This is a genomic window from Flammeovirga aprica JL-4 (genome assembly GCF_012844305.1).
Taxonomy (GTDB): domain Bacteria; phylum Bacteroidota; class Bacteroidia; order Cytophagales; family Flammeovirgaceae; genus Flammeovirga; species Flammeovirga aprica.
The window spans coordinates 86220-109808 of record NZ_JABANE010000012.1 but is presented as its reverse complement, the minus strand read 5'-3'; the positions used below and the strand labels follow the sequence as shown (position 1 = coordinate 109808).

Annotated in this window: 12 protein-coding genes; 7 read left to right on the top strand and 5 right to left on the bottom strand. The window is 35.8% G+C overall.

Annotated elements, in window-relative coordinates; translation table 11 throughout:
• Positions 1 to 46: 46 nt before the first annotated feature.
• The 4 genes from HHU12_RS06535 to HHU12_RS06520 all read right to left on the bottom strand — a co-directional run bounded on the left by HHU12_RS06535 (position 47) and on the right by HHU12_RS06520 (position 3527).
• The gene (locus HHU12_RS06535; RefSeq protein ID WP_205959798.1) at positions 47 to 1060 is read right to left on the bottom strand and encodes a bestrophin family protein; all 1014 of its coding nucleotides are present in this window, start codon (positions 1058 to 1060) and stop codon (positions 47 to 49) included.
• Between the two features lie 121 nt (positions 1061 to 1181).
• On the bottom strand, positions 1182 to 2045 hold the full coding sequence (locus HHU12_RS06530; RefSeq protein WP_169655954.1) for a hypothetical protein: 864 nt from the start codon (positions 2043 to 2045) through the stop codon (positions 1182 to 1184).
• Positions 2046 to 2095: 50 nt separating this feature from the next.
• Entirely contained in the window at positions 2096 to 2698 is a 603-nt protein-coding gene (locus HHU12_RS06525; protein WP_169655953.1) for a hypothetical protein, read from the bottom strand.
• A gap of 130 nt (positions 2699 to 2828) precedes the next feature.
• Positions 2829 to 3527 (bottom strand): hypothetical protein, encoded by a 699-nt coding sequence (locus HHU12_RS06520; protein WP_169655952.1) that lies wholly within the window; start codon positions 3525 to 3527, stop codon positions 2829 to 2831.
• 852 nt (positions 3528 to 4379) lie between these two features.
• Here HHU12_RS06520 and HHU12_RS06515 point away from each other — a divergent pair.
• Together HHU12_RS06515 and HHU12_RS06510 are read left to right on the top strand one after the other, a co-directional pair.
• Positions 4380 to 8465 (top strand): T9SS-dependent choice-of-anchor J family protein, encoded by a 4086-nt coding sequence (locus tag HHU12_RS06515; protein WP_169655951.1) that lies wholly within the window; start codon positions 4380 to 4382, stop codon positions 8463 to 8465.
• Between the two features lie 77 nt (positions 8466 to 8542).
• A complete protein-coding gene (locus HHU12_RS06510) occupies positions 8543 to 15073 on the top strand; it encodes a S8 family serine peptidase (protein WP_169655950.1) in 6531 nt (2176 codons plus the stop codon).
• Between the two features lie 51 nt (positions 15074 to 15124).
• On the opposite strand, the gene HHU12_RS06505 is transcribed toward HHU12_RS06510, so the two are convergent.
• The gene (locus tag HHU12_RS06505) at positions 15125 to 15805 is read right to left on the bottom strand and encodes a response regulator transcription factor (protein ID WP_169655949.1); all 681 of its coding nucleotides are present in this window, start codon (positions 15803 to 15805) and stop codon (positions 15125 to 15127) included.
• 112 nt (positions 15806 to 15917) lie between these two features.
• Between HHU12_RS06505 and HHU12_RS06500 the strand changes: the two genes are divergently transcribed.
• The 5 genes from HHU12_RS06500 to HHU12_RS06480 all read left to right on the top strand — a co-directional run bounded on the left by HHU12_RS06500 (position 15918) and on the right by HHU12_RS06480 (position 23479).
• On the top strand, positions 15918 to 18032 hold the full coding sequence (locus HHU12_RS06500; protein WP_169655948.1) for a tetratricopeptide repeat-containing sensor histidine kinase: 2115 nt from the start codon (positions 15918 to 15920) through the stop codon (positions 18030 to 18032).
• Between the two features lie 235 nt (positions 18033 to 18267).
• Entirely contained in the window at positions 18268 to 18405 is a 138-nt protein-coding gene (locus HHU12_RS06495; RefSeq protein WP_169655947.1) for a hypothetical protein, read from the top strand.
• A 333-nt stretch (positions 18406 to 18738) separates the two neighbouring features.
• Positions 18739 to 22110: an isoleucine--tRNA ligase gene (gene ileS, locus HHU12_RS06490; RefSeq protein ID WP_169655946.1), complete on the top strand. Its 3372-nt coding sequence runs from the start codon at positions 18739 to 18741 to the stop codon at positions 22108 to 22110.
• A 330-nt stretch (positions 22111 to 22440) separates the two neighbouring features.
• Positions 22441 to 22992 (top strand): REP-associated tyrosine transposase, encoded by a 552-nt coding sequence (locus HHU12_RS06485; RefSeq protein WP_169655945.1) that lies wholly within the window; start codon positions 22441 to 22443, stop codon positions 22990 to 22992.
• Positions 22993 to 23197: 205 nt separating this feature from the next.
• Positions 23198 to 23479, top strand: coding sequence for a hypothetical protein (locus HHU12_RS06480; protein ID WP_169655944.1), 282 nt, complete (start codon positions 23198 to 23200; stop codon positions 23477 to 23479).
• Positions 23480 to 23589 lie beyond the last annotated feature (110 nt).

The window sequence follows — 23589 nt, the reverse complement described above, 5'->3', positions numbered from 1 at the left end:
CAAAAACACTCACCAAAAAGAATAAATATCCTGATTTTAGTGAGTGCTAGAGTCTATTTACCAAGACTCCCTCAATAGACCTTGATATTGTAGAGATAGGAACATCATTTGCAGAGCCTTCAAATGGATTTTCACCCACAGTACCAATCCTTTCCATAGTATGGAATACCCATGATACCATAGCGGCAAAAGGAATGCCCATCCAAACCAGCAACCCTCCAATAAAAGGATGAATACCAATCAGACTTTCACCGAGTTTGGCAAATTCTGGAACTAGGCCAAATGGTAAAATAAAGATGAAAATCCATACAAAGAATACATTCAAAGTAGCATACTGTCTTGGATAAGGAAAGTTTTTGATCCTTTCAGATTTCCCTTGCAATGCCAGTAAAGTTCTTAAAATATCTTCCAATTTCAGAAAAGAAAATTTCCAAATCAGTCCTTTTTCCTTAAGAGAGCGTAAATGATTGGATTGTAGCTTAATAATATGTGCCGCTTTATTTCCACCAACATCCATGACTTTCTTAAGTTCATCAGGCTGTAAATAATGGGCTAAAGCTTCTTCCTCAGGAACTACGAACTCAGGTGTATGAATTTTTTGAGCCCATTCTCTATTGGTGGGGTGATCCATAAAACTCTCCCATGGCTTTTTAGCTCTCATCGCATAACGCAATGCCGTCAGCCAAGCCATATGCCTGTGAACTAATATTCTTTTCTGTTTCGATAATTCTTCCTTAGAAAGTTCCTGCCCTTCTTTTGCGTACTCATTAGTGACCATGTCTCCAACGTATATTGCAAATGTTCGGGAGTCATTCACTATTCCTCCCCATATTTTCCGTCCTTCCCAAAGGCGGCCATAGACAGCATTATTCCGAAAACCAATGACAAAAGCCAAAGCTGTACCCACTAATGCAATGGGAGTCCAAGGCATTGCAATCCATTTTTGTTCTAAAACTTCATAAATGAAAGTAACTGTTGTAGCAAGCATCACAAAAAACAATGTTTCTTTTCGTGTCCAAAGAAACATTTCAGATACCGAGAAGTATTTTTTTATCAGCATAGATTCGAAAAAATAATGTTTTTAAGTATCTATGAATCTAATCATTAAATGGGAATTATAAAAAAGAGATTATTTATTTCTGACCATCTATTGAGACTATAGTACAACTTGCTTTTTTAGTTTACAATTGATTTAGCTCGTATAAAATAATGAGTTCCTCAAATTTGTTGTCGGATAAGATTTTAGCTGTTTCTCCCCAGAAATATTCAAAGTGAAGATCATTTTTCAAGTTCCAACATCCTGTTTCCTGGTCAATTAGCATTAATTCTCGTTCTTGACTTGTGTTTATTGGCTTCCCTTTATAAATAATGTTCGTTGAGTCTTTTTCAAAAAATATAGGTTCGCCTATTACCGCTATTATATTTTCGAATTTGATATTTGTTTCATAAATATCCTGTTTTGAAAATGTATACGTTCTGGAGAATGTATCAATACTAATTTCATTTGGAAATACACGGATAATATTTTTCTCTCCAATTATATTTTGGGGAACTTTCATGGAATACTTTCCATCTTCTTGGGTGAATGTGGAATACACCTGATCTAAAGTTATCAAAGCTACTCTCATGTGTTTAAAGTCAACCTTATCTTGATCATAGGAACATTCTATTTGCTCTTTAATAGTTACAAATTGATCAGTATCTGTAATATCAATTTTATCTTGATTATAGGTAGTTAATGATTGACTAAAAGTTTCTGTGCTCAATGTTAAAGAACTCGCTATGATAGCACTCATCGCTAATTTATAGGGAGAAAATTTAAATGTTTGCTTCTTTCGAATCGGTAAGAAATTTTGTGTCGGTTTGATTCTAATACAAATGTTTTCACCCTTTTCCTCAAAAAGATTTTCAACTTCAGAAGTAGATAAGTCTGTTAAGTCATACACTTTTTTAGAACATACTTTGCAAAATCTACCTTTTTCAACGGGAGTCATTTGATCCCAATTCTCGTGACAAGGATTGGGTATTGTTAAAAATTTTTTCACGAATAGCTTACTTTAAATCGAATATTTCTATTCAAAGTAAATTAGTGATTTTATTCAAAAGATTGAAACGTAAGAATAGAAGCGTTGATAAGGGTCTTGTTTTCTGAGAATTGAGAGGTGTTATTGTCTATTTTTCTTTGTATCAACGTTAATAAACCCTTTACCGTATTTTCATCGTCTTGTTCTATTTCATGCCCAAGTAACCAAGGAATACTAGTTTTTTCACCGTTCTTGTGCGTAAAAGTGAGAAAGCTTCTTGAAGAACTTTTATCTCTGTCTTCGAAACTTACCACATCATTTAGGTTCACACTTCTTCGATTAAAGCCCGTTCTATTGACAATAAGTTCATCGCCATCAAAATATATAAAGCTTTTATACCATGCAGTAGGGGAATTACTTAGGTAGGGTTTTATGGCAAGAAGAAAGCTTACTTCTCCGAAAAAAATAAGATCATCAAACCAAAAATCTTTGAGAAAAGAAGAAAAAGTAACTTCTGTAAATAAAATTTCACGAAGGTAACTGACAGCATCAAACCCTAAAGCTAAAGCTCCTGCATAAGTCATGATTTGAGCAAAGGTAAAACCTCCATAGTACTTTGGCTTTTTTACTATTCCATTGAGGTCGAGGGGGATATAAACGTTTACACTAGACATAAAAAAATAGATAGTCAAAGAGATAGTATTTATTTACATGTGTTTACACGTTACTTTATTTAATTAGGTTGCGTTTAAAATGTTAATCTTGCAGGAATAGTGATAAAAAATATGTTTTTCGTCTAGTTTTTTATTGAGAAGTATAATTAGGAGTAGGGTCATAATCATTGGGAGGGATGATAATTAAATCATAGTTATCCAGCGTTTTAGCCACTTCATTATAATTTTTAATGCCAATGATACTCAATTTTCCACTTTTGATTTCTGATTGAATTGAGCTTAAATCAATAATTGTCCATTGTTCTAACTGAGCAAAGTTTGTAAAGGGCATTAGCATTTTTTTATACTCATCATCTCCATCATAATAGCCTACTTTAATGCATATATTCAGGCTTTTAGAGTTATTTAGTTGAGCTAACTCTTCAGTCAAGGCCCCTATGTCATAATTACCAAATGACAAGTCTTTTTTACCTGCATGCAGACTGCCAATTTTGATGAAATATTTTGAGTTGGGATTTGATTGCTCATTTACAAGGTATTGTTCCCAAAAGTTTCTTCTGATAAGTTTGACACGATCTTTATGCGACTTTCTGTAATTTGTATAGATAGCCCAACTTTCGCTCAAATCATTCAATATTTGAAAAGCAATGGTGTCGTTTTCATCAAAATAATTGGTGAAAGCCACAAACTTTTCATCTTTTTGAATTTCTTCAAATAATTGTATATCCTCATCAATTTCTCTTCTGTAAAGTGTTATGGTCTGCTTTTTAGCCTCATCCCATGCTTTTGAAATTTCAAGAATATCTTTTCTATTTTTTGACTTTTCCAAAATCATATCACCTAAAAACAATGTTGAATTGTAATACTCTTGATCACATCCCCAAATTTTGAAATGATGTTGAGAGAAGGCATTTAGAAACTTAGCATCCTCTACAGCATCAAAAAATGGAATACTAATGTTATCAAAATCTTCATAATAATAGTTGGAATAGAATGTATGAAGCTATTCTACTATATTTTCTTTAGCTACAGTGAGGCTTGTTAATTTATTAGCTGAATTAGGTCCTATTTCAAAAGTGGCAACTGTATAATTGTTCTTAGCTAGAATTGGAACAAGAGTCTTTGTTAATTTTGAGATCTGAGACGATCCGTGGTATTCACCTAAAACAAAGAATTGTGAACCTTTAATTTATTCTTCTAATAGTCGATATCCCTTACCTTTTAATCCATTTTCATTAATAGTAAAGTGCTCGACATATTTTGATATATACTGACTATCAAGAGAAATTATTTGGTTTTGCCCGAATGAGAAAGTATAACATGTTATCAGCAGAACTGTAAGAATAAGTGAAGTCTTTTGCATTTTGAATTAATTTTTGATGAAAGATTAGTTTAGTTTTTGTAACCCATTTGAGTTATTCAATAACCTATGAGAGATTATAAATTAGTAATTAGAAGTTGACAATTTATATAAGATGAAGTTAATCATCATTTCTTATTTTTTTCAATCATCTGTTTTTCTTTTTGTAAAAAGTTTATTTGATATAGATTAAATAATTGATAGTTAGTTGTTTACGTTTTATGTTTAGTTAAATTGAGTGGAAGCCCCTATTTACAAAGTCTTAATATCTCCCTAAAATTGAAGTCATAAAGCAATTCAATTATTTAAACTAAATCAAAGATGAAACGACTATTATGGTTTCCGCTAGTTGTCTTATTCTGTATAGGGCAATTTGCGTATGCTACGGAGGATTCGGCTCCTACTGCATTTGTAGAGATTGGAGCAGGGCAAACACCAACTACTGATCCAATTTACTCCAGCTGGAAATATGCTTGGGGTAGTTTTTTATATAAAAGTGACGACTTAGGAGAAGCTAAAACTATCAGCAAAATTTCATTTTATGGATATAAGAATTTCGGTGGATGGGAAAAATCGTTTGCCAATCAACAGATTTATATCTCTTTAGTAAGCAGAGATGATGTGCCGTTGTCGTATCCAGATTTGAATAATTATACAAAGGTATTTGACGGAACTGTAACGTATCCTCCCAATGGTGCAGACTGGATGGATATTGATATTGAGGATTTTGAGTACGACGGAACGAGTGATATCATCATCCATTGGCAGAATCATTCAGGAGAGAGTTATGTTACTTCTGGATTATTTTATGGTACAGTCAATCAAGATCATCAAGCAGTGAGCGGTAGTGATAATAACTTTCCGACAGGGGTAGCAGGTTGGAGGCCTTTTAATAATGCTACGCCGAACATCAGGTTTCATTATTTAGTGAGTAATGATACACCATGTACTCCTTTGGCCGTATCACCTGAGAATAAGGATACTAAAGTGAAAGTAGATCAGGCTTTAGAGTTTAGTTTATGTAATTCAGATCGTTATGATTTCTATTTAGGTACTGAAGAAGACAATTTGCAACTTATTGTTTCTGATCAAGCAGTAACAGAAGATGGCACATATACTTATAACAGTCAGACATTATGGGAATCTAAAAAGACTTATTATTATAAGGTGGTTGCTAAAAAAGGAGATAAAGAGATCTCTTCTCCAATTATCTCATTTACAGCTCAAAAGTATATTGAAGAGTACCCATTTATCGTTGATTTTGAAGATTTCTATATCAGTCAAATTACAGGTAATAGGATAAATAGAACTATTAATACCAACTTTCCTGATGACTCTGATTGGGAATTCGATGAGTATTGGAGTACTGGTGATATTGATGGTTTTCCGGAAGGAATTTACAAAGGTGAAATGACAGGTTACGTTTCTGCTTGGAGGACGGGTGATTATTCACTAACAACTCCTAGAATGAACCTGCCAGAAAACAGTGAGATCTCTTTTTATTGGAGAACGGGCTCTAATTCACCATCAAGTGGGACTTATTTAGAGATCTCTACAGATGGAAAGGAAACGTGGTCTGAAGTAGCATCAATGATGCTTGAAGGAGATATGGAAGAGTATAAATACGAATCTTTCAGTCTAGGAGATTATTCTGGTGAAAATGTTTATATCCGTTTTAGATATCACGAAACTTCTAGCTGGAGCCCAAAATACTTCTGGATAGATGATATCGTTATTAAAGAACAGAAAATGGAGCCAGAGATTCAAATTGCAACGGATAAACTTACTTATGCTTCAGTTAGTGTTGGCAGTAAGATCAGTCAATCGGTAACAGTAACAAATACAGGTAAGGCACCATTGATTATTAGAGGAGGTACTTCTACTGGACCGTTCTCGACTGATTATACAGGAACGATTGATATTGGAAAATCAGCGGATATCAAATTATATTTTGAACCTACTTCTGCAGGTGATTTCGAGAATGTATTCACTTTTGAATCGAATGCAACTTCAGGTACTAACGATATTACATTAATAGGAAATGCTTATCAACCGCTTACTGATTTCTTTGAGAATTTTGATAACAGTACTGAGATGCCGGCTAAATGGAGCCAAATCAGAAGTAGCTGGGACAATTACACAAGTGTACAAGTGATAGACGGTGCGCTTGAGTACTTTACAGGCCCGCATTGTGCTCGTTTGATGAACTTGAATGATTTTGAATCGAATGTGATTTTAGTATCTCCAGGGGTGAAAAACTTTGATACCAACAGAATCGTTTTCCAAGCAAAAAAATCAAATGATGCATATGACTTGACGCTTGAAGTAGGTTTAATGACGGACCCAACAGATTCTTCTACTTTCGTATTGAAAGAAACATTTGAGTTGACAAGTGCATATAAACAATTCAATTTACTATTCAGCCATGCTGACAAAGGGCCTTACATTGCTTTCAGACATGGAGGAAGAGAGCAAAAAGTAACCGCCGCTTTAATTGATGATATTTCTTGGGAAAAAATTTCAAACGGATTCCCACTTGCTGCAGTTCCTGTATCGCCAACCACAAACGCAGTGGATGTTGACATCATGAAAGGTTTGAAACTAGCATGGAATGATGGTGGTGGAGCTACTGAAGGATACAAAATCAATGTAGGGACAGATTACCCGCCTACTAACATGATTGCTAATCAAGAAGTGGACTTAGAAACGGCCGAATTGAAATTAGAAAACTTAGAATATAACACCCAATACTATTGGCAAGTAGTGCCTTATAATAGTAATGGTGAACTGCCTAATGCTCCAGTATGGTCATTTACAACCATCCCTGATCCAACTGTTGAGACTCTCCCATATCTTGAAAATTTTGAGACAATGAAAGAAGGAACGACAAAACCAATGGGTTGGTCAATAGACGATTTGAATCTTGACGGTAACGAATGGAAACAGATTACAGATGATGGATCAAATGATTTGGTGAAGGGTTCTGGGGCAATGCAGATTTCTGGTAAAAAAGATGATATTCTTTATTCGGTGCCTCTAGCTTTGGAGAAAGGTACAACTTATGATTTATCGTTCTCTATTAGAACGGAATTGGATGAACTAGAAGGGAAATGGCACACGGAAGAGTTAGAGGTGTACTTGGTAGAGGAGAATAAGAAAACGGCTTTGGGTGAAGAAGCGTTGGTGAAAACTTCCACTGTGGAGGATGCATGGAAAGATGTGAGCGTTACGTTTGAAGCACCGAAAACAAAATCAATGTTTATTGCATTTTATGCTAAAACAGCGACGCCTACAGGTGTACTTACTTTAGATAATGTAGAGTTGGATATTGCGAAAGAAAACCCAATCACTTTTACATCTACACCTATCGAAACAGGAGCGATTTATCATGATTACAGTTATGTAATTACAGCTTCACATAAAGAAGAGAAAGCACTTGAATTCTCACTAGAAGATGCACCAGAATGGTTGTCAATTGAAGATCATGGTGATGGAACGGCAACTCTTTCAGGGAAGACAACTAAAAAAGGAACTTATTATGTAAGAGTAAACGCCACTTCAGGAGAGCAATCAGCTAGTCATCAGTTTAATTTAGAGATTGAAGATATTGATAATCCACTAGCTTTCACTTCAACCCCTGAATTATCCGTGAAAGTATATGGTACTTATGAATATGCAATTGAGGTAGATTGTGCAATTGATGAAGCAGTTACTTTGGAGTTGGTACAAGGTCCTCAGTGGTTATCATTAGAGGAAATGGAAGGAAAATATACGCTCAGCGGTACGCCTGATGCTACAGGAAGTAATGTGGTGACATTGAAAGCCTCTGTTGCATCTTGGGAATTAAGTCAGTCGTATTCACTGAAAGTGGAAGATATTGAGAACCCATTGATGTTTACTTCTGGAGACTCACTATTTGTGATGGAAGACGAAAGCTTCGAACACCAAGTAGCGGTTGAAGGATTGGAAGGATTGACGATTTCATTAGCATTAAAAGAAGCTATGGAAGGAGTGGAATTAACGGACAATAACGATGGAACGGCCACGCTGACAGGTAGCTTGATGGAAACTTCAACTGTAGTAGTTGTAGCTTCTCAATCGAATTGGAGCATCGAACAAGAAATTGTAGTCACGGTAGAAGAGAAGCAGGTGACGGATGCATCTCTTGATGTAAGCACGATTATGTTGTACCCGAACCCAATGACTGATCAATTTATCCTCAAAGGAGCTGAAAAAATTGAAAGTGTTTATATCTACAGTTTAATTGGTGAAAAAGTAAAATCTTACGAAGACTTATCTCAAGCATCACAATTCCAATTTAAAGTATCTGACCTTGTAAAAGGATGGTATGTTGTTCAAGTGAACAGCGGAGGTGCTACGAAGACTTATAAGATTCAAAAACAGTAACTCATACTAACCATAATATAGGCTGTCAACTTCCAAACAAGTTGGCAGTCATTACCTTCCTATCTATAAATTTTATAATGAAAAAGAACTTTATTTTCCTTTTACTATTTTGTGTACTGGGGATGAACACCTACGTTGGTGCCCAAACAAAAAATAGCTTAGAAGAAGTAACTTATAATGGCGTTGCAGTGGAATTGCCTGAAAATGCCAATGCTTATTTTTCGAATAAAAGAACATCTCAAACTTCTGATCAATCCGCCTACGTTATACTTCAGTTTTATCAAATTCCGAACAAGGAGAAACGTTCTAATTTGATGAACAACGGTGTTTTGCTCAACGATTATTTAGGAAATAATGCCTATTTAACAGAGATCAATTCATTGAATAGCAGTATTGATATAAGCACTATTCGATCTATAGTAAACCTTGTAGATGTACAGAAATTAGATCCATTGTTGATGAAGTCAGAATTGCCAAAGTATGCAATGTCGGGCAAGCACTCAATTGTGTTGGATTTACTTTTCTTTTCTGGGGTGAATACTCAAAAAGTACAATCAGACTTAGAAACATTAGGCGCTGAGTCTATCGCTTTTTCACCTTATTTCAACAAAGTAAGATGTCAAGTACATATTGATCAGCTAAAGGAAATCAATGCTTTTTCTTGGTTGAAGTATGCAGGGCCAATCCCACCAAAAGTGGAGAAAGACGATATGGTAGGGCAGAAAATGGTTGGTCAAGATGCCTTGATGGGCTATTTGGGGGCTGATCAGATGCTGACAGGAGAAGGTATTACGGTTGGTATTTGGGATCAAGATGTTGAACCTCACCTTGATTTCAATGGCAGAGTAACTTCACACGAATTAGAAGATCACCTTTTTGCTCATGGTAATCACGTGGCAGGGATTATGGCCGGCCGTGGTTTGGTAGACCCTATGGGTGTAGGTATTGCTCATAACGTAAAGATTGAATCTTGGAATTTCAATGTGGGTAGAAATGGCTTGACAACTGGTGAAGAAATGATGGGTGCCGCTTTAGAAAATGAAGTTTCTATTACTCAAAACTCATATGGTATTCCTCACCCAGGTGGTTTTTTATGGCCTTATATCAACAGTGATGCAGAATTGGATCAAGTGACTTGGGAACAGCCTCATGTATTGCATGTTTTTTCTTCAGGTAATTCAAGAGGTAATTTCCAATATGGGACAAGTTCTAAAACAGCAAAAAATATCCTGACCGTTGGAGCGCTAACACAAACAGGAGCAATGAGTAGTTTCTCTAGCTGGGGTCCTGTAGATGATGGCCGACATGGTCCGCACATTGCTGCAAAAGGTGTAGATGTATATTCATGCTCATTTTTTAATGATTATGAGTTGATGGATGGTACTTCTCAAGCGACTCCATTGGTATCTGGTGTGGCCATTCAACTTTATGAATTATACAAAAAGGAAAATAGTGAGTTGCCTAGAGCTGATTTGATCAAAGGAGTGTTGTGTAATACAGCTACAGATTTAGGTGAAGCAGGACCAGACTTCGCTTATGGCTATGGTGAAATGAATGCTTTAAGAGCGGCGAAAGTGATTAAGAATAATCATTTTGCATCAGGTAATGTAGAGACAGGTGATCAAGAAACGTTCAAAATTTGGGTGCCAGAAGGAACAGGTCAGTTAAAAGTAATGCTTTCGTGGAGTGATTATCCAAGCATTCCTTTCACACCCAATGCTTTGATTAATGATTTAGATTTAACGGTAGTACACAACGGAGCAACAACTCTTCCTTTGGTGTTAGATGCTCAAAACCCATCACAATTGGCCACAAACAAAGAGGATCATTTAAACAATATTGAGCAAGTGGTGATTGACCTTCCTGAATCAGGTTACTATGAATTTGTAGTGAATGGTAATACAATTCCTCAAGGCCCTCAAAACTTTAGCATCACATGGGATTTTGTAGAAAAAGGAGTGACTTTATTGTCTCCAGTTGGAGGTGAATCTTACGTAGCCGAGAAGGAAATGATGATTTATTGGTCAGCTCCTCAAAATAATACTGACGAGTTTGTTGTTCAAATCTCAGAAGACAGCGGAATGAATTATCAAACTGTTGCGGAATTGGCTCCAAGTGCTAGAAATTACACTTACGCTACTTCTTCAGAAGCAAAAGGTAATTTGAAAGTAAGAGTGATCAATGGTAAATATTTTGATGAAAGCACCACTGGGTTTAGTGTTATTGGCCGTCCTGAAATTGTAAGTAGTTCATCAGATGTGATGAGCTGGACAGGTGTTGTTGGAGCAACTTCTTATGAAGTAATGAGAATGGAAGAGGGAGAAATGAAAGTGATTGATGAAGTAACCTCCACACAATTTTCACCTGAAGCAGGGCAGTATTGGTATGCCGTAAGAGCTGTCAATAAAGGGAAGAATATAGTAGGTGTACGATCGAAAGCGGTTGATTTGAGTGTAAAAGGAGCAATTAGTAATTTCCCTTTTGATGAAGGCTTTGATGACGGAGCTTCCAATTATTTGACCATTGAAAAATCAAAAGCGGGTAACGCAACGATCAACTACGACACTGAAGTTAACTCTCATTACTTGAAATTTGAAGGAGGACTTACAGGCACCACTTTTTACGGTGATGGTTCTACTCAGGAGGTTTGGAATGCCAACCCTACATTTATTTCAACGGCGACGCTAAAAACCGAAATTCCTGATGGGATTAACTCATTATTATTCACTTTAGATGCCAAAATGGCTTACTCTGTTTCTAGAAACCAAAGTATTTTCAGAGTGTATGTCAACGGTCAGCCTGTTTCAGACATCAAAGGACAAAGTTATTTCTTGGGCAGTGAAACAGCCTTTCTGAAAAGAGAAAAAATGTACTTTGACTTAACGGCTTTTCTTGGCGAACCAATTCAGATCGAATTGAAAGCACTTTGCCGTTACCCATCAGGTGTGATCTCTTGGGCTATTGAAGGAGATCAAGTCGGTATTGATAATATTCACCTTTCTGAAAAAGCAGAATACGACGTGGCTTTATTGGAAATCGATCATCCTAATCATTCATTACGTTTAGAGGAAGCAGAGGTGAAATTTATGATTGCCAATATTGGATCAAAAGATCTAGAGACGTTTGATTTCTCTTATGAAGTCTATAAAAATGGCGTATTGAATCAAGAAGAAAAAGAAACGTTTAGTACTGAATTACCAACTTTCAACACTAAAAACTACACGTTTGTTGCCCTAGGAGATTTTTCTGAAGAGGATGCTTTATATTATGTAAAAGGTAATGCAGAACATGCTAACGACTCCAAAATTGAAAATAATACGCTTCAAGGAAGTGGGTTCTTTAATTTCGGTAACATCGTGCCTATGGCCGCTCATGATTACACACAAACAACGACTGTAAGTGATGATGTTGTTTTCACAGATGGCGGTACAAGAGTGTTTAATTATCCTGATAACACAAGAAGTGTCCACAATTTTGTTCCGGCTGATCCAACGAAAAAAGTAAAAGTTGAATTTACTTCTTTCCAATTGGAGGAAGGATATGATTACCTGTATGTATTTGATGGAACAAATGCCAGAGGCGAACCAATTGCAGTATTGAACGGTGCTTTAGGCGATAATAATCAAACTACATTTACTTCAACAGTATTAGGTGGTGGATTAAGTTTCATATTTTATTCTGATGAAGCAGTCAACGAAGAAGGTTGGGTGGCTACGGTATCTCAAGTAGAACACAGTGTTGATTTTGATGCCGGTGTTACTGCAATTCAGCACCCTGTTACTCATGTAGGCTTAACAGGTGCAGAAAGAGTATATCTAACAGTATCCAATTTTGGTAAAGAAGACATTTCATCTTTCAAAGTGGCTTATACCATTAATGATGGTACTCCAAAAGTTCAAAATGTAAACCGTCTTCTGGAATCGGGGAGGTCTGTAGATATTGAATTTGATGAGCCAGATGTATTCAACACTTTTGGAATTCAATACCAAGTGAAGGCTTACACTATTTTGGAAAATGATGGAGTAGGAAGAAACGACTCTTCAGTGGTAAGGTTTAAATCAGATTATGAACCAGCACTAGGATTTGGTGGTGTGTATATCACGAATGTAATGATGGGTGATATCAATCAAACCTCTGGTGATAATATGTATGAAGATTATTCAGGGCAGGAATTAACAATCAAATATGGTGAAACTGCGGAATTGATTGTGACAAAAAATGATGGTTCTGGTGCAGGTAAATATTGGATCGACTGGAATTTCAACGGAAAATTTGAAGAGGAAGAAGGGTTTGAGTTTGAACCTATCAATCCTCAGCAAATGAAAGGCATTATTGATCCGCCTTATGATGTTGAACCAGGGAAAAAGAGGTTGAGAATTCGTGTTTTATCATTTGGTGAAATGAATCCTGAAGGAATTGTTTTTACAGGAGAAGTGGAAGATTATTCCATTATTTTAGAAGGACAAGCACCAAAGCATGATCTAGCTGTAAAAGGTATTGCGCTTGAAAAATACATCACACCGGATGCTTACGCGATTCCTGTCATGATTGAAAATAAAACACCTAACGCGGAATCATATCAATTGAAATTAATTGTAGATGGTGTAGAAAAAGAGGTGGTTGAAGTGAGTGGTCATGAAGGTAAATCAATGAAGGAGGTTTTATTTTCTAGCATTGATTTAGTAGAAACAATTACTGAAATTAAAATTGAGTTAATTTCTTCTACAGATGAAGTGATTGGCAACAATATTCTTCAGAAGACAATTAATGTTCAGCCATTGAATACTGTTTTTGCTTATAATATTTTAGGTGCAGAAGGTGTTTATCCGGGACCGATCAGTTTCCATATGCAGAACATCAAACAGCCAAGAAATATTAAGCAGGTGAATGGATTTTATGTTTATGCGGGTACAATTGCCAAGAACAAATGGTACAACAGTTCAACTGGCGGAATGCTTTCTACAATTGATCCATTTACGGGTGAAATCAGCAATATTGGATTCTCTGATATTGAGTTGAGAGATATGTGCTACAGCGAGCCGAAAGACAAACTTTACGGTATGGCATATTATACACCTGAAATTTACAGTATCGATAGAACAACGGGAGCATCTACTTTGGAAGGTACCTTAACGAATACATCCATCAAAACCATTACTTGTGATATTTCAGGAGTGCTGTATGGAATGGATCAACTTGGTAATATCTATATCATCAACGATGAAGATTGGACAACTACAAAAATCAGTTCATTACCAATTTTCACCGGAACTTCTCCACATCCGCACCTTTTCTTTGATCATAATATTGGTAAAATGTATTTGGCATCAAGAGACAATCAGTTGACGACAGACTTCTATCAAATATGGGAAGTAGATCCTTGGTCTGGTTCTCTTAAGGAAGGTGTGATCAACGAAGGTTTGAGCAAAGCGATTGGTTTCTCTATGTTCTATGACAAAAAAACAGCAGAATCATTACACAGTATTAATAGTGTAAAAATTCAAGGATTATCGACTTTCGGGACAATTGATGAGGAAAACAGAGAGATCAAACTGATTCCAGCTAAGCAAATGGATATTGCGGAGTTGACATTACAATTCTCTATTTCTCCAGGTGCTCAGTTATATTATAAAGGCAAACAAGTGGATTACACTTCGGTATTTGACCTCACAGCTCCAATTGTGGTAGAAGTACGATCATTTGATCAATCTAATGCGTCATTATGGTCTATAGAATGCTTGCCTCCATTAAATGATGAAGCAGAAATCACATCTTATGCCATCTCAAGTTTGTTGAATAATGATCTTGTGACTGACATTGAAGGAGTTGTAACCACTGATGGAATTTCAATCGATGCTCATAAAGAAGACAATCTGACAAATGCATTGGTATCCATCGAAAAAGCAAATAGATCTATCATCTTAATGGGATCAGATACTTTGATGACAGATGAAACGAAAGTGAATCACTCTGATGATTTTATGCTGAAGGTAGTTTCAGAAGATTTAAGTAAAACAAAGTACTATACAGTCACTACTGCGAGACAGCAAAACGATCAGGCGGAACTTCAATCTTTCACCCTTCTAGCAGGTTTAAATGATCACCTTGCAGAGGATATTGAAGCTGAAATCACTGATCAGGAGATTTTATTGGATGAGTCATTGTTTGACATTGAAGGAAAGTTAGTCATCAGTTTCAAATTATCTACAGGAGCGGTGATGACACAAGATCAATGGATTCAGACGTCTGGAGTGGATAGTTTAGTATTGGAAGAAGGTTTAGAGTTTGAAGTTTTCTCAGAAGATAAATTAACGAAGGAAACTTATACCGTAAAGGTGAAAGACAACACTGATCCAACATCTATCATTACTTTCTCTAAAGATGTGATTAATGTGTTCCCTAATCCTACGGAAGGAGAGGTGAAAATCAAGCATCATGAGGCAGGGACTATTTTTATCATGGATATGAATGGTAAAAAAGTATTTACTCAGGAATTAGGGATAAGTCAAAATCAATTGAATTTAAGTCATCTATTGTCAGGGATGTATATTGTCCGATTTGAAGGACAGACATCAGAGTTATGGTTGACAAAACTCATCATCAAATAGATTTGAATAGAGCGTGATTTAAAGTGGGCTACAATTTTGTAGCCCACTTTTTTATATTTTATCAGTTTCCATAAATTCTGCTAGTATTTTTCGTTGCTTTACTGCAAAAGTGAGTAATTGATTGTTACCAGTTACTTCCAGCTTTTTGCAGATATTATATCTATGATTCTCAATGGTCTTGATGCTTTTGAAAAGCTGATCAGCAATCTGAGGAGATGACTTGCCTTTTGAAATAAGCCCCAGTACTTCTAGTTCCGTTTTGGTTAATTGGGTGACTAAAAGCTTATTTTTTCGTATTCTATCAATTTTTTTTTGATTGATCTGAATGAATTGTTTAAATTTCTCACAAGTGAACTTTTCATTCTGTAATACAGCGTCTATACAGCTCCTTATTTCTTTCATCGCATTTTCCTTGAAGATATAACCGTCCACATCAAGGCTTAATGCTTCTTCAAAAGTAAACAGGTCACTATGACTTGTGATAAAAATAACTTTTGTATTAGGTGCTATAGATTTTATTTTTTTAACCATATCAACACCATTCATTTTAGGCATTTCGATGTCGGCTATAATTAATTGAGGTGATAATGATATGGCTTTTTGATATCCGTCTTCACCGTCTTCTGCTTGACCAATGATTTGAGTATTAGGAATAACATCAATAATTGGAATAAGAGCTGAGCGTACAATAGGGTGGTCGTCAACAAGTAAAATTGAATTGGTATTACACATTATATTGTGGATTGTTAAGTTTGTAATGTTATATAGTTGAAAATTCTGAAAAAATCAAATATTACAATATACATTTCCAGCTAATTTAAATCTTCTTTTTTTATTCTATCTCATGATTAACAAACTACCATATATTCTTTCATCATTAATAGTATTATTGATTAATAACGTTTACGCTGAAGAAACACCTAAGTTTTACAATGATTCTGCAGAAGATCTTTTTTATGATTCTCCTTTAGAAAGTTATAAAATGGCAGAGAAGGCTTTAGTAATGGCCACTAACATGTCATCTACGCATGAAATTGTACGTGCTTACGTTAACCTTTCAAGGTATTATACTTTTAAAGAAAACTATCAGAGGTCATTGGATAGCCTCTATGTTGGGGTGGAATACATCAATGAAATTCCAAGAGAAACCGCAGAACAGCTTTTACTTTCCATAAGTCAAAATCACTTGATATTGCACAGTAATAACCTCACTTTTGATCAGTTTATCAATAGCAATGATGAGGAGGTTTTCTGGCGAAAAAATTATAATGTATTAATCAAACTATCAGCCTATTATTATAATAATTACAGCTATTTAAATGCCAATGACAACCTTCAAAAAGCATTGGTTTTAGCTCAAAACTTAAACGACAGCAGTTGCATTGCAGAGGTGAATTATCAGATTGGAAGATTGGCTGTTGCAATTGAGAAATATGACCGTTCTTTAGTTTATTTTGATAAAGCACTTCCCTATACGATTGCATCAAAAGATTCACTGAGAGCATCAAAAATCTATAGTTATATGGGAGAAAGTCAAATGCTCCTGAAAGAGTATTCTACTGCCGATTCCCTATTTTTACTAGCACTATCTTTCTCATCCAAAAGTACCAAAAACCATTATTTAGTGCTTAAAAACCTTGGTAAATTTAATTTTAATCAAGGAAAATATGCCGTCAGTAAATCCTATTATCTCCAAGCTTTAGGAAATATGGGAAACAATTATGATTCTGATAAAGCATTTATTTTCAATGAACTTGGTGATATATCTCTTTTAGATCATCAATTGGCTGAAAGCAAGATGTATTACGATTCAGCCATTTGGTACTCCAAACGTTTCCAAGATTTTAAAAACTTAGAAGAAGCATTAGTAGGTTTATCAGAAGTGGCCGTAAAAAGAAAAGATTTCAAGTTATCAAACGAGTTATTAAAGAACTCAAAAATTGCCCAATCCAAAAGTACAGAACAGAAAGAAATGGAAGCGATTTCTTATTCCAATGCTTATTTTGATACTTATTTTAAGGAATTGCAAATCATTGATTTACGACAAGACAAATACATTAAAGACCTTATTCTAGAACAAGAAAAAGAGAAAACCAGCCTCTTGATTGTTCTTTTAATTGTGGTACTGTTGGGTGGTGTGCTTTTAGTATTATGGTTTATTCAAACCAGAAAAAATGCAAAACTTGAAAGAGAAAAAGCAAAGGTAGCAAGAGATCACAACGAAGAACTGATGATGATTAATAGTGTGTTGTCTCAATCTCAAAAAGAACTACTCAATGCCAATCAAATAAAAGACAGAATGTTTTCAGTGATTGGGCATGATGCAAAAGGCCCTTTGATTAGTGTAAGAAATCAAGTTTTTGGCTTGATTGGCAAGGTGGATAAGGAATCTACCGTGTATGAAGAATTAGTCAATTCTGAAATTCTAATTGATAACGTCATCCGATTAATCAATGACCTACTGAACTGGGCCATGTTGCAAGACGAAAAGATAGAGTTAAATATAGAAAAAGTAGATTTTAAAGAGATTCTGGAAGCCAACTTAAGCTTATACCAGCAGGTCATCGATCGTAAAAAGATTGTCTTTGATATCGATTTACCTTCCAATACAATATTAGATACCGATTATCAATTGCTAAGTTTTAGTGTAAGAAACCTCTTGTCCAATGCTATGAAATATTCTCCAGAAGGAGGTGAAATAAAGATTTTATCTCAAAGAACTGAAAGCAGTTTTACACTTTCAATAACAGACCATGGCCCAGGTATCACAGAAGAAAAAATGGATTCAATATTTAGGATGCCTGAAAGTTTTGTGGCCCCAAGCCCAGATCGAGAAGGTTTAGGTTTTGGATTGCCAATGACTGCCAGGTTTGTGAAATTATTGAAAGGAGAAATTTCATTAAAATCTGAATTAAAACAAGGTTCTACATTCTCTTTGGAAATTCCTTGTTTAAAATAACGGATGAGAAGTTAGCTACATTGTAAACTAAGCTTTCATTATCTCGTTAATCGACATTTCTACAAGCTTTTTATGTTCTACTTCCAAGCTTCTTTCTTCTTCATTTTTCCATTGATGAAAAACGAAGCAAAAAATCTAGGCTTAGAAGTCAAAAGCTAAATTCCATTCCTTTCGCCTAAATGATTTTAAACTCGCTAAAGCTCAAACAAGAAAATCATTTTTAACGGCTCAATCCATGGAATTCTTAACGCTTTTCCCTTCAAGGCCGGGGGAGCACTACCAAACTAAAAATGGTAGAAAACCCACTGGCGCGAATGTTAAGCGAAAGCGTCATTCGTGTCCAACAGATCATCAGAAATCTCCTGATTTCTAATAAATAGAATAAATAACTAAAACTTGGTTTACATTGTATCAACGTCCTTTGCCTTCAAAGCCTTGAATTTTTTGCTTTGTTTTTGTTTCAAGACAAAAATGAAGAGCAAAGAAGCTTGAAAGTAGTACCTTGAAGGCTTAAATCACTCACTTTTCAAAGAAATAGAATCTATAAAAATCACTATTTCTTTGAATATTAATCCCTTCTTGTAAATAATATCGAAGATCATCAAAAGTTAGTTTCTGATTTAAAAACAAATTACGATATTTGCGTGATCTGTACCCTTGTGTACAGGCAAAGCAAAAAAAATTAGACAATTTCATTCTATAATCAATGGGATTTAAGGAATACAAAGGGCTTGATCTAGTTGCGGCGAATAAAGAAATTCGTCAATATTGGGAAGAGCAAAATATCTTCGATAAGTCTGTCTCTACAAGAGATGGCAATCCGTCACATGTTATCTATGAAGGACCTCCTTCAGCAAATGGTGCACCTGGTATTCACCACGTAATGGGCCGTGCTGTAAAAGACCTTTTCAATAGATACAAAACATTAAAAGGATTTCAAGTAAAGCGTAAAGCTGGATGGGATACTCACGGTTTACCGGTAGAGTTGAAAGTTGAAAAAGAGTTAGGCATTACAAAAGAGGATATTGGTACTAAGATTTCTGTTGATGATTACAATGCAGCTTGTAAGCAAACTGTAATGGAATTCAAATCTCAATGGGATGAATTGACAAAGCAAATGGGATATTGGGTGAACCTTGATGATCCGTATATCACATTTGACAAGAAGTACATGGAATCTCTATGGTACTTATTGAAAGAATTATACAATAAAGATCTTCTTTACAAAGGCTATACAATCCAGCCTTACTCTCCAGCAGCAGGTACTGGTCTTTCTTCTCACGAATTAAACCAGCCAGGTTGTTATAGAGATGTAACTGATACTACAATCACAGCACAATTTAAAGTAGAAAAAGACGATAAGTCTGCTGCTTTATATGAAAATGCTCACGGTGATGTTTTTATCCTAGCTTGGACAACAACGCCATGGACACTTTCTTCTAACTCCGCTTTGGCAGTAGGAGAGAAGATCGATTATGTAAAAGTGAAGACTTACAATGCGTATACACATGAGCCTATCACAGTGATCTTAGCCAAAGATCGTTTGAATGCTTATGTAACGAAGAAGCAATTAGATGCGGACTTCGATGCGTATGAAAAAGGTGCAAAATTAGTTCCTGCTCAAGTAGTAGGTGAATATAAAGGTGCTGAACTTGTAGGTGTAAAATACGAGCAATTATTACAGTTCGTAAAACCTGAAGGAAAAGCATTTGAAGTAATCCCTGGCGATTATGTAACTACTGAAGACGGTACTGGTATCGTTCACATCGCTCCAACTTTTGGTGCAGATGACCAGAGAGTAGCTAATCAAGCAGGTATTTCTCCAATCGTAGTATTTGACGAAAAAGGCAATCCACTTCCATTAGTTGACAAAACAGGTCGCTATGTAAAAGAAATGGGAGAGTTCGGTGAGCAATTCGTGAAAGCAGAATACGAAGAAGATGAAGTATCTGGTGCGAAGGATTACAAATCAATGGACGTTCGTATTGCTATTAAATTAAAGACGGAAAACAGAGCGTTTTTAGTAGCTAAATATGTCCATAGTTACCCTCACTGTTGGAGAACTGATAAGCCAGTATTGTACTATCCATTGGATTCATGGTTTATCCGTACAACTGTTGTGAAAGACCGTTTGGTTGAATTGAACAAAACAATCAACTGGAAACCAAAAGCAACAGGTGAAGGACGTTTCGGAAACTGGTTAGAAAATCTAGTAGACTGGAACTTGTCTCGTTCACGTTATTGGGGTACACCACTTCCTATCTGGAGAACTGAAGACGGTAACGAAGAAATTTGCATCGGTTCAGTAGCAGAATTAGGAGAGCAAGTAAAGAAATCAGTAGCGGCAGGCGTAATGCCAAGAGATCCGAAGTACATCACTGACAGCGGTGAATTGACAGAGGAGTTTGACTTACACCGTCCGTATGTAGATGATATTATCTTAGTGTCAGAAAGCGGTAAGCCAATGACTCGTGAATTAGACCTTATTGACGTTTGGTTTGATTCAGGTGCGATGCCTTATGCACAATGGCACTATCCATTTGAAAATAAAGAAGTATTTGACGGTTCTTTCCCAGCAGACTTTATTGCTGAGGGTGTGGATCAAACACGTGGTTGGTTCTTTACATTACATGCCATTGCAGGTATGACTCAAGACAACGTAGCGTTCAAAAACGTCATTTCAAATGGTCTTGTATTAGATAAGACAGGTACTAAAATGTCGAAGCGTTTAGGTAACGTGATCAACCCATTCGAAACGATGGACGAGCACGGTGCGGACGCAACTCGTTGGTACATGATCTCTAATGCAAACCCATGGGATAACTTGAAGTTTGACTTAGAAGGCGTAAAAGAAACAAAACGTAAGTTCTTCGGAACGTTATACAACACGTATTCTTTCTTCTCATTATATGCTAACCTAGACAACTTCACGTACTCAGAAGCTGAAGTTCCTATGGAAGAGCGTCACGAGTCAGACCGTTGGATCTTATCACGTTTGAACACGTTGATCAAAGAAGTGGATGCCGCTTTAAATGATTACGAGCCAACGAAAGCAGCAAGAGCCATCCAAGCGTTTACAATCGAAGACATGTCGAACTGGTATGTAAGATTGAACCGTAAGCGTTTCTGGAAAGGTGAGTATGCTTCTGACAAGATCGCCGCTTACCAAACACTTTATACATGTTTGGAAACGATCTCAGTATTGATGTCGCCAATCGCTCCATTCTTCTCGGATCGTTTATTCCAAGACTTGAATGCAGCAACTGGTAAAGATCAAGCAGAGTCAGTACACTTAGCGTTCTTCCCTAAAGTAAATGAAGAGTTGATCAACATTGACTTGGAAGAAAAAATGCACTTGGCACAAGTGATTTCATCATTGACGCACTCTATCCGTAAGAAGGACAAATTGAAAGTACGTCAGCCATTGCAACGTATCTTGATTCCAGATGTAAACGCTAAAGTAACTGCTCAAATCAAAGCTGTTGAGGGAGTAATTGCTCATGAGGTGAACATCAAAGAGATCGAGTTCTTGACAGAAGAGAACGAAGGTATGTTTGTGAAGCACATCAAACCAAACTTCGCTACATTAGGTAGAAAGTACGGTAAATTGATGAAAGGCATCGCTGGAACAGTAAACCAAATGTCTCAAGATGACATCAAAGCAATTGAATCAACAGGTTCTTACACATTTGATGTTGACGGAAATGAAGTAGTTCTTGGAATTGAGGATGTATTGATCACTTCGGATGATATCCCAGGTTGGTCAATGGCAAAAGATCAAGGCATTACAGTAGCATTGGATATCACTTTAACAGAAGAGTTGAAGAAAGAAGGTATCGCTCGTGATATTGTAAACCGTGTGCAAAACATCCGTAAAGACACTGGCTTAGAAGTACAGGACAAAATCAATATCGTTGCCGAAAAAGGTGATGAATTGGTAAATGGTGCTTTTGAATCATTCAAGGATTATATCTGTGAAGAAACACAAGCAGTTTCTTTATCGGTAGAAGACAGCGTTGCAGACGCAACAGTACTTGACCTTGACGGTGTAGAAGTAAAATTAAAAGTAAGCAAGTAATCTTAGCTTACATATTGATATTGAAGACGGGTAGCAGAGATGTTACCCGTTTTTTTTGTGCTTGTCAAAAATCTATGTTATAGGTACCATGTCGCAAGTGTTAAGCCGATAGGCGCCACTTGTGACTAACCATTGGCGAAGTCTCCTGACTTCGAAACACATATTTCAATTCAAAATTTGCAAAAATCAGTGTGAAGTTAAACTTAATTTGACATTGTCATTTTGAAATTGGGAGACAAGAAACAATCACCAATGACACTATTACTTAACAATTACGATATTTTTATTTATCTTGAAAAAAGAAAATAAAGCAACAAAAACTAACGATTCATGAGCAGAAACTATAAATTTTTCGATCAGACAGCTTGCTATTTTGTAACGATGACGGTCGTTCATTGGATTGATGTATTTTCAAGAAAAGAATACAGAGATATTTTATTTGAAAGCCTTGAGTATTGTAAGAAGGAAAAAGGATTGATTGTCCATGCGTATGTAGTGATGAGTAATCATGTACATTTAGTTATATCATCAGAAGGTAAAGTGAAACTAGAATCTATAGTTCGAGACTTGAAAAAGTATACTTCTAAAAATATCATTAAGTCTATTCAAGGTAATATTTCAGAAAGTAGAAGGGATTGGATGTTGTGGATGTTTGAAAGGACAGGGCAACGGAATAAAAACAATTCAAAATATCAATTCTGGCAACAACATAATCATCCGATTATTCTCAATAGTTCTGATATTTTAAATCAGAAAATTAATTACATACATCAAAACCCTGTACGTAATGGTCTTGTTGTGGAGGCTTCTGATTACCTCTATTCTAGTGCTCGAAATTATGAAGAGAAGAAGTATGTGATCTTTGATGTTGAAATGATTTAGTTTTTGGTGTGTTTCGAAGTCAGGAGACTTCGCCAATATGCAATCACAAGTGACGCTATCGCTTAACACTTGCGATATGGTTATGTAATAAAACTCTCAAGCCTTCTATTATCACCAATGTTTCTTAGAAGTAATCCCTCTCATATTGCAATTAAAGTTTTTTAGTCGTAAATTATATGTCCCGTTTAATAAACCGATTAACGATATGGAACTAAAAACAACTTTAATAGATGCGTTAGAAATCGCATTAATAGAAGATCGAAACAAGGAAAATAGAAAAGAAGCTTTCAAAGAATTAAAATATTATGAGGATCTAATCATGAAGTTAGATGTTTCATTAGGAGTGTTTGAAGCTTCATTTATTAGGGATGCCCATAAAGATCATCTGATAGAATTTTTAGATTTAGCGTATACTATTAAAAAAGAAGAAAGGTTTAGAGAACTGAAAGAGGTTCTGAATAATTTATTAATTCAAGTAACAAAATAATATAAGTCGCAAGTGTTAGTCCATGAGATGTCACTTGCGATTTTTTTATATGAGAATCTATTTGGTGATCTAATTTTAAGGCAAACTTTTTGAGGGGTACTTAATTGAAT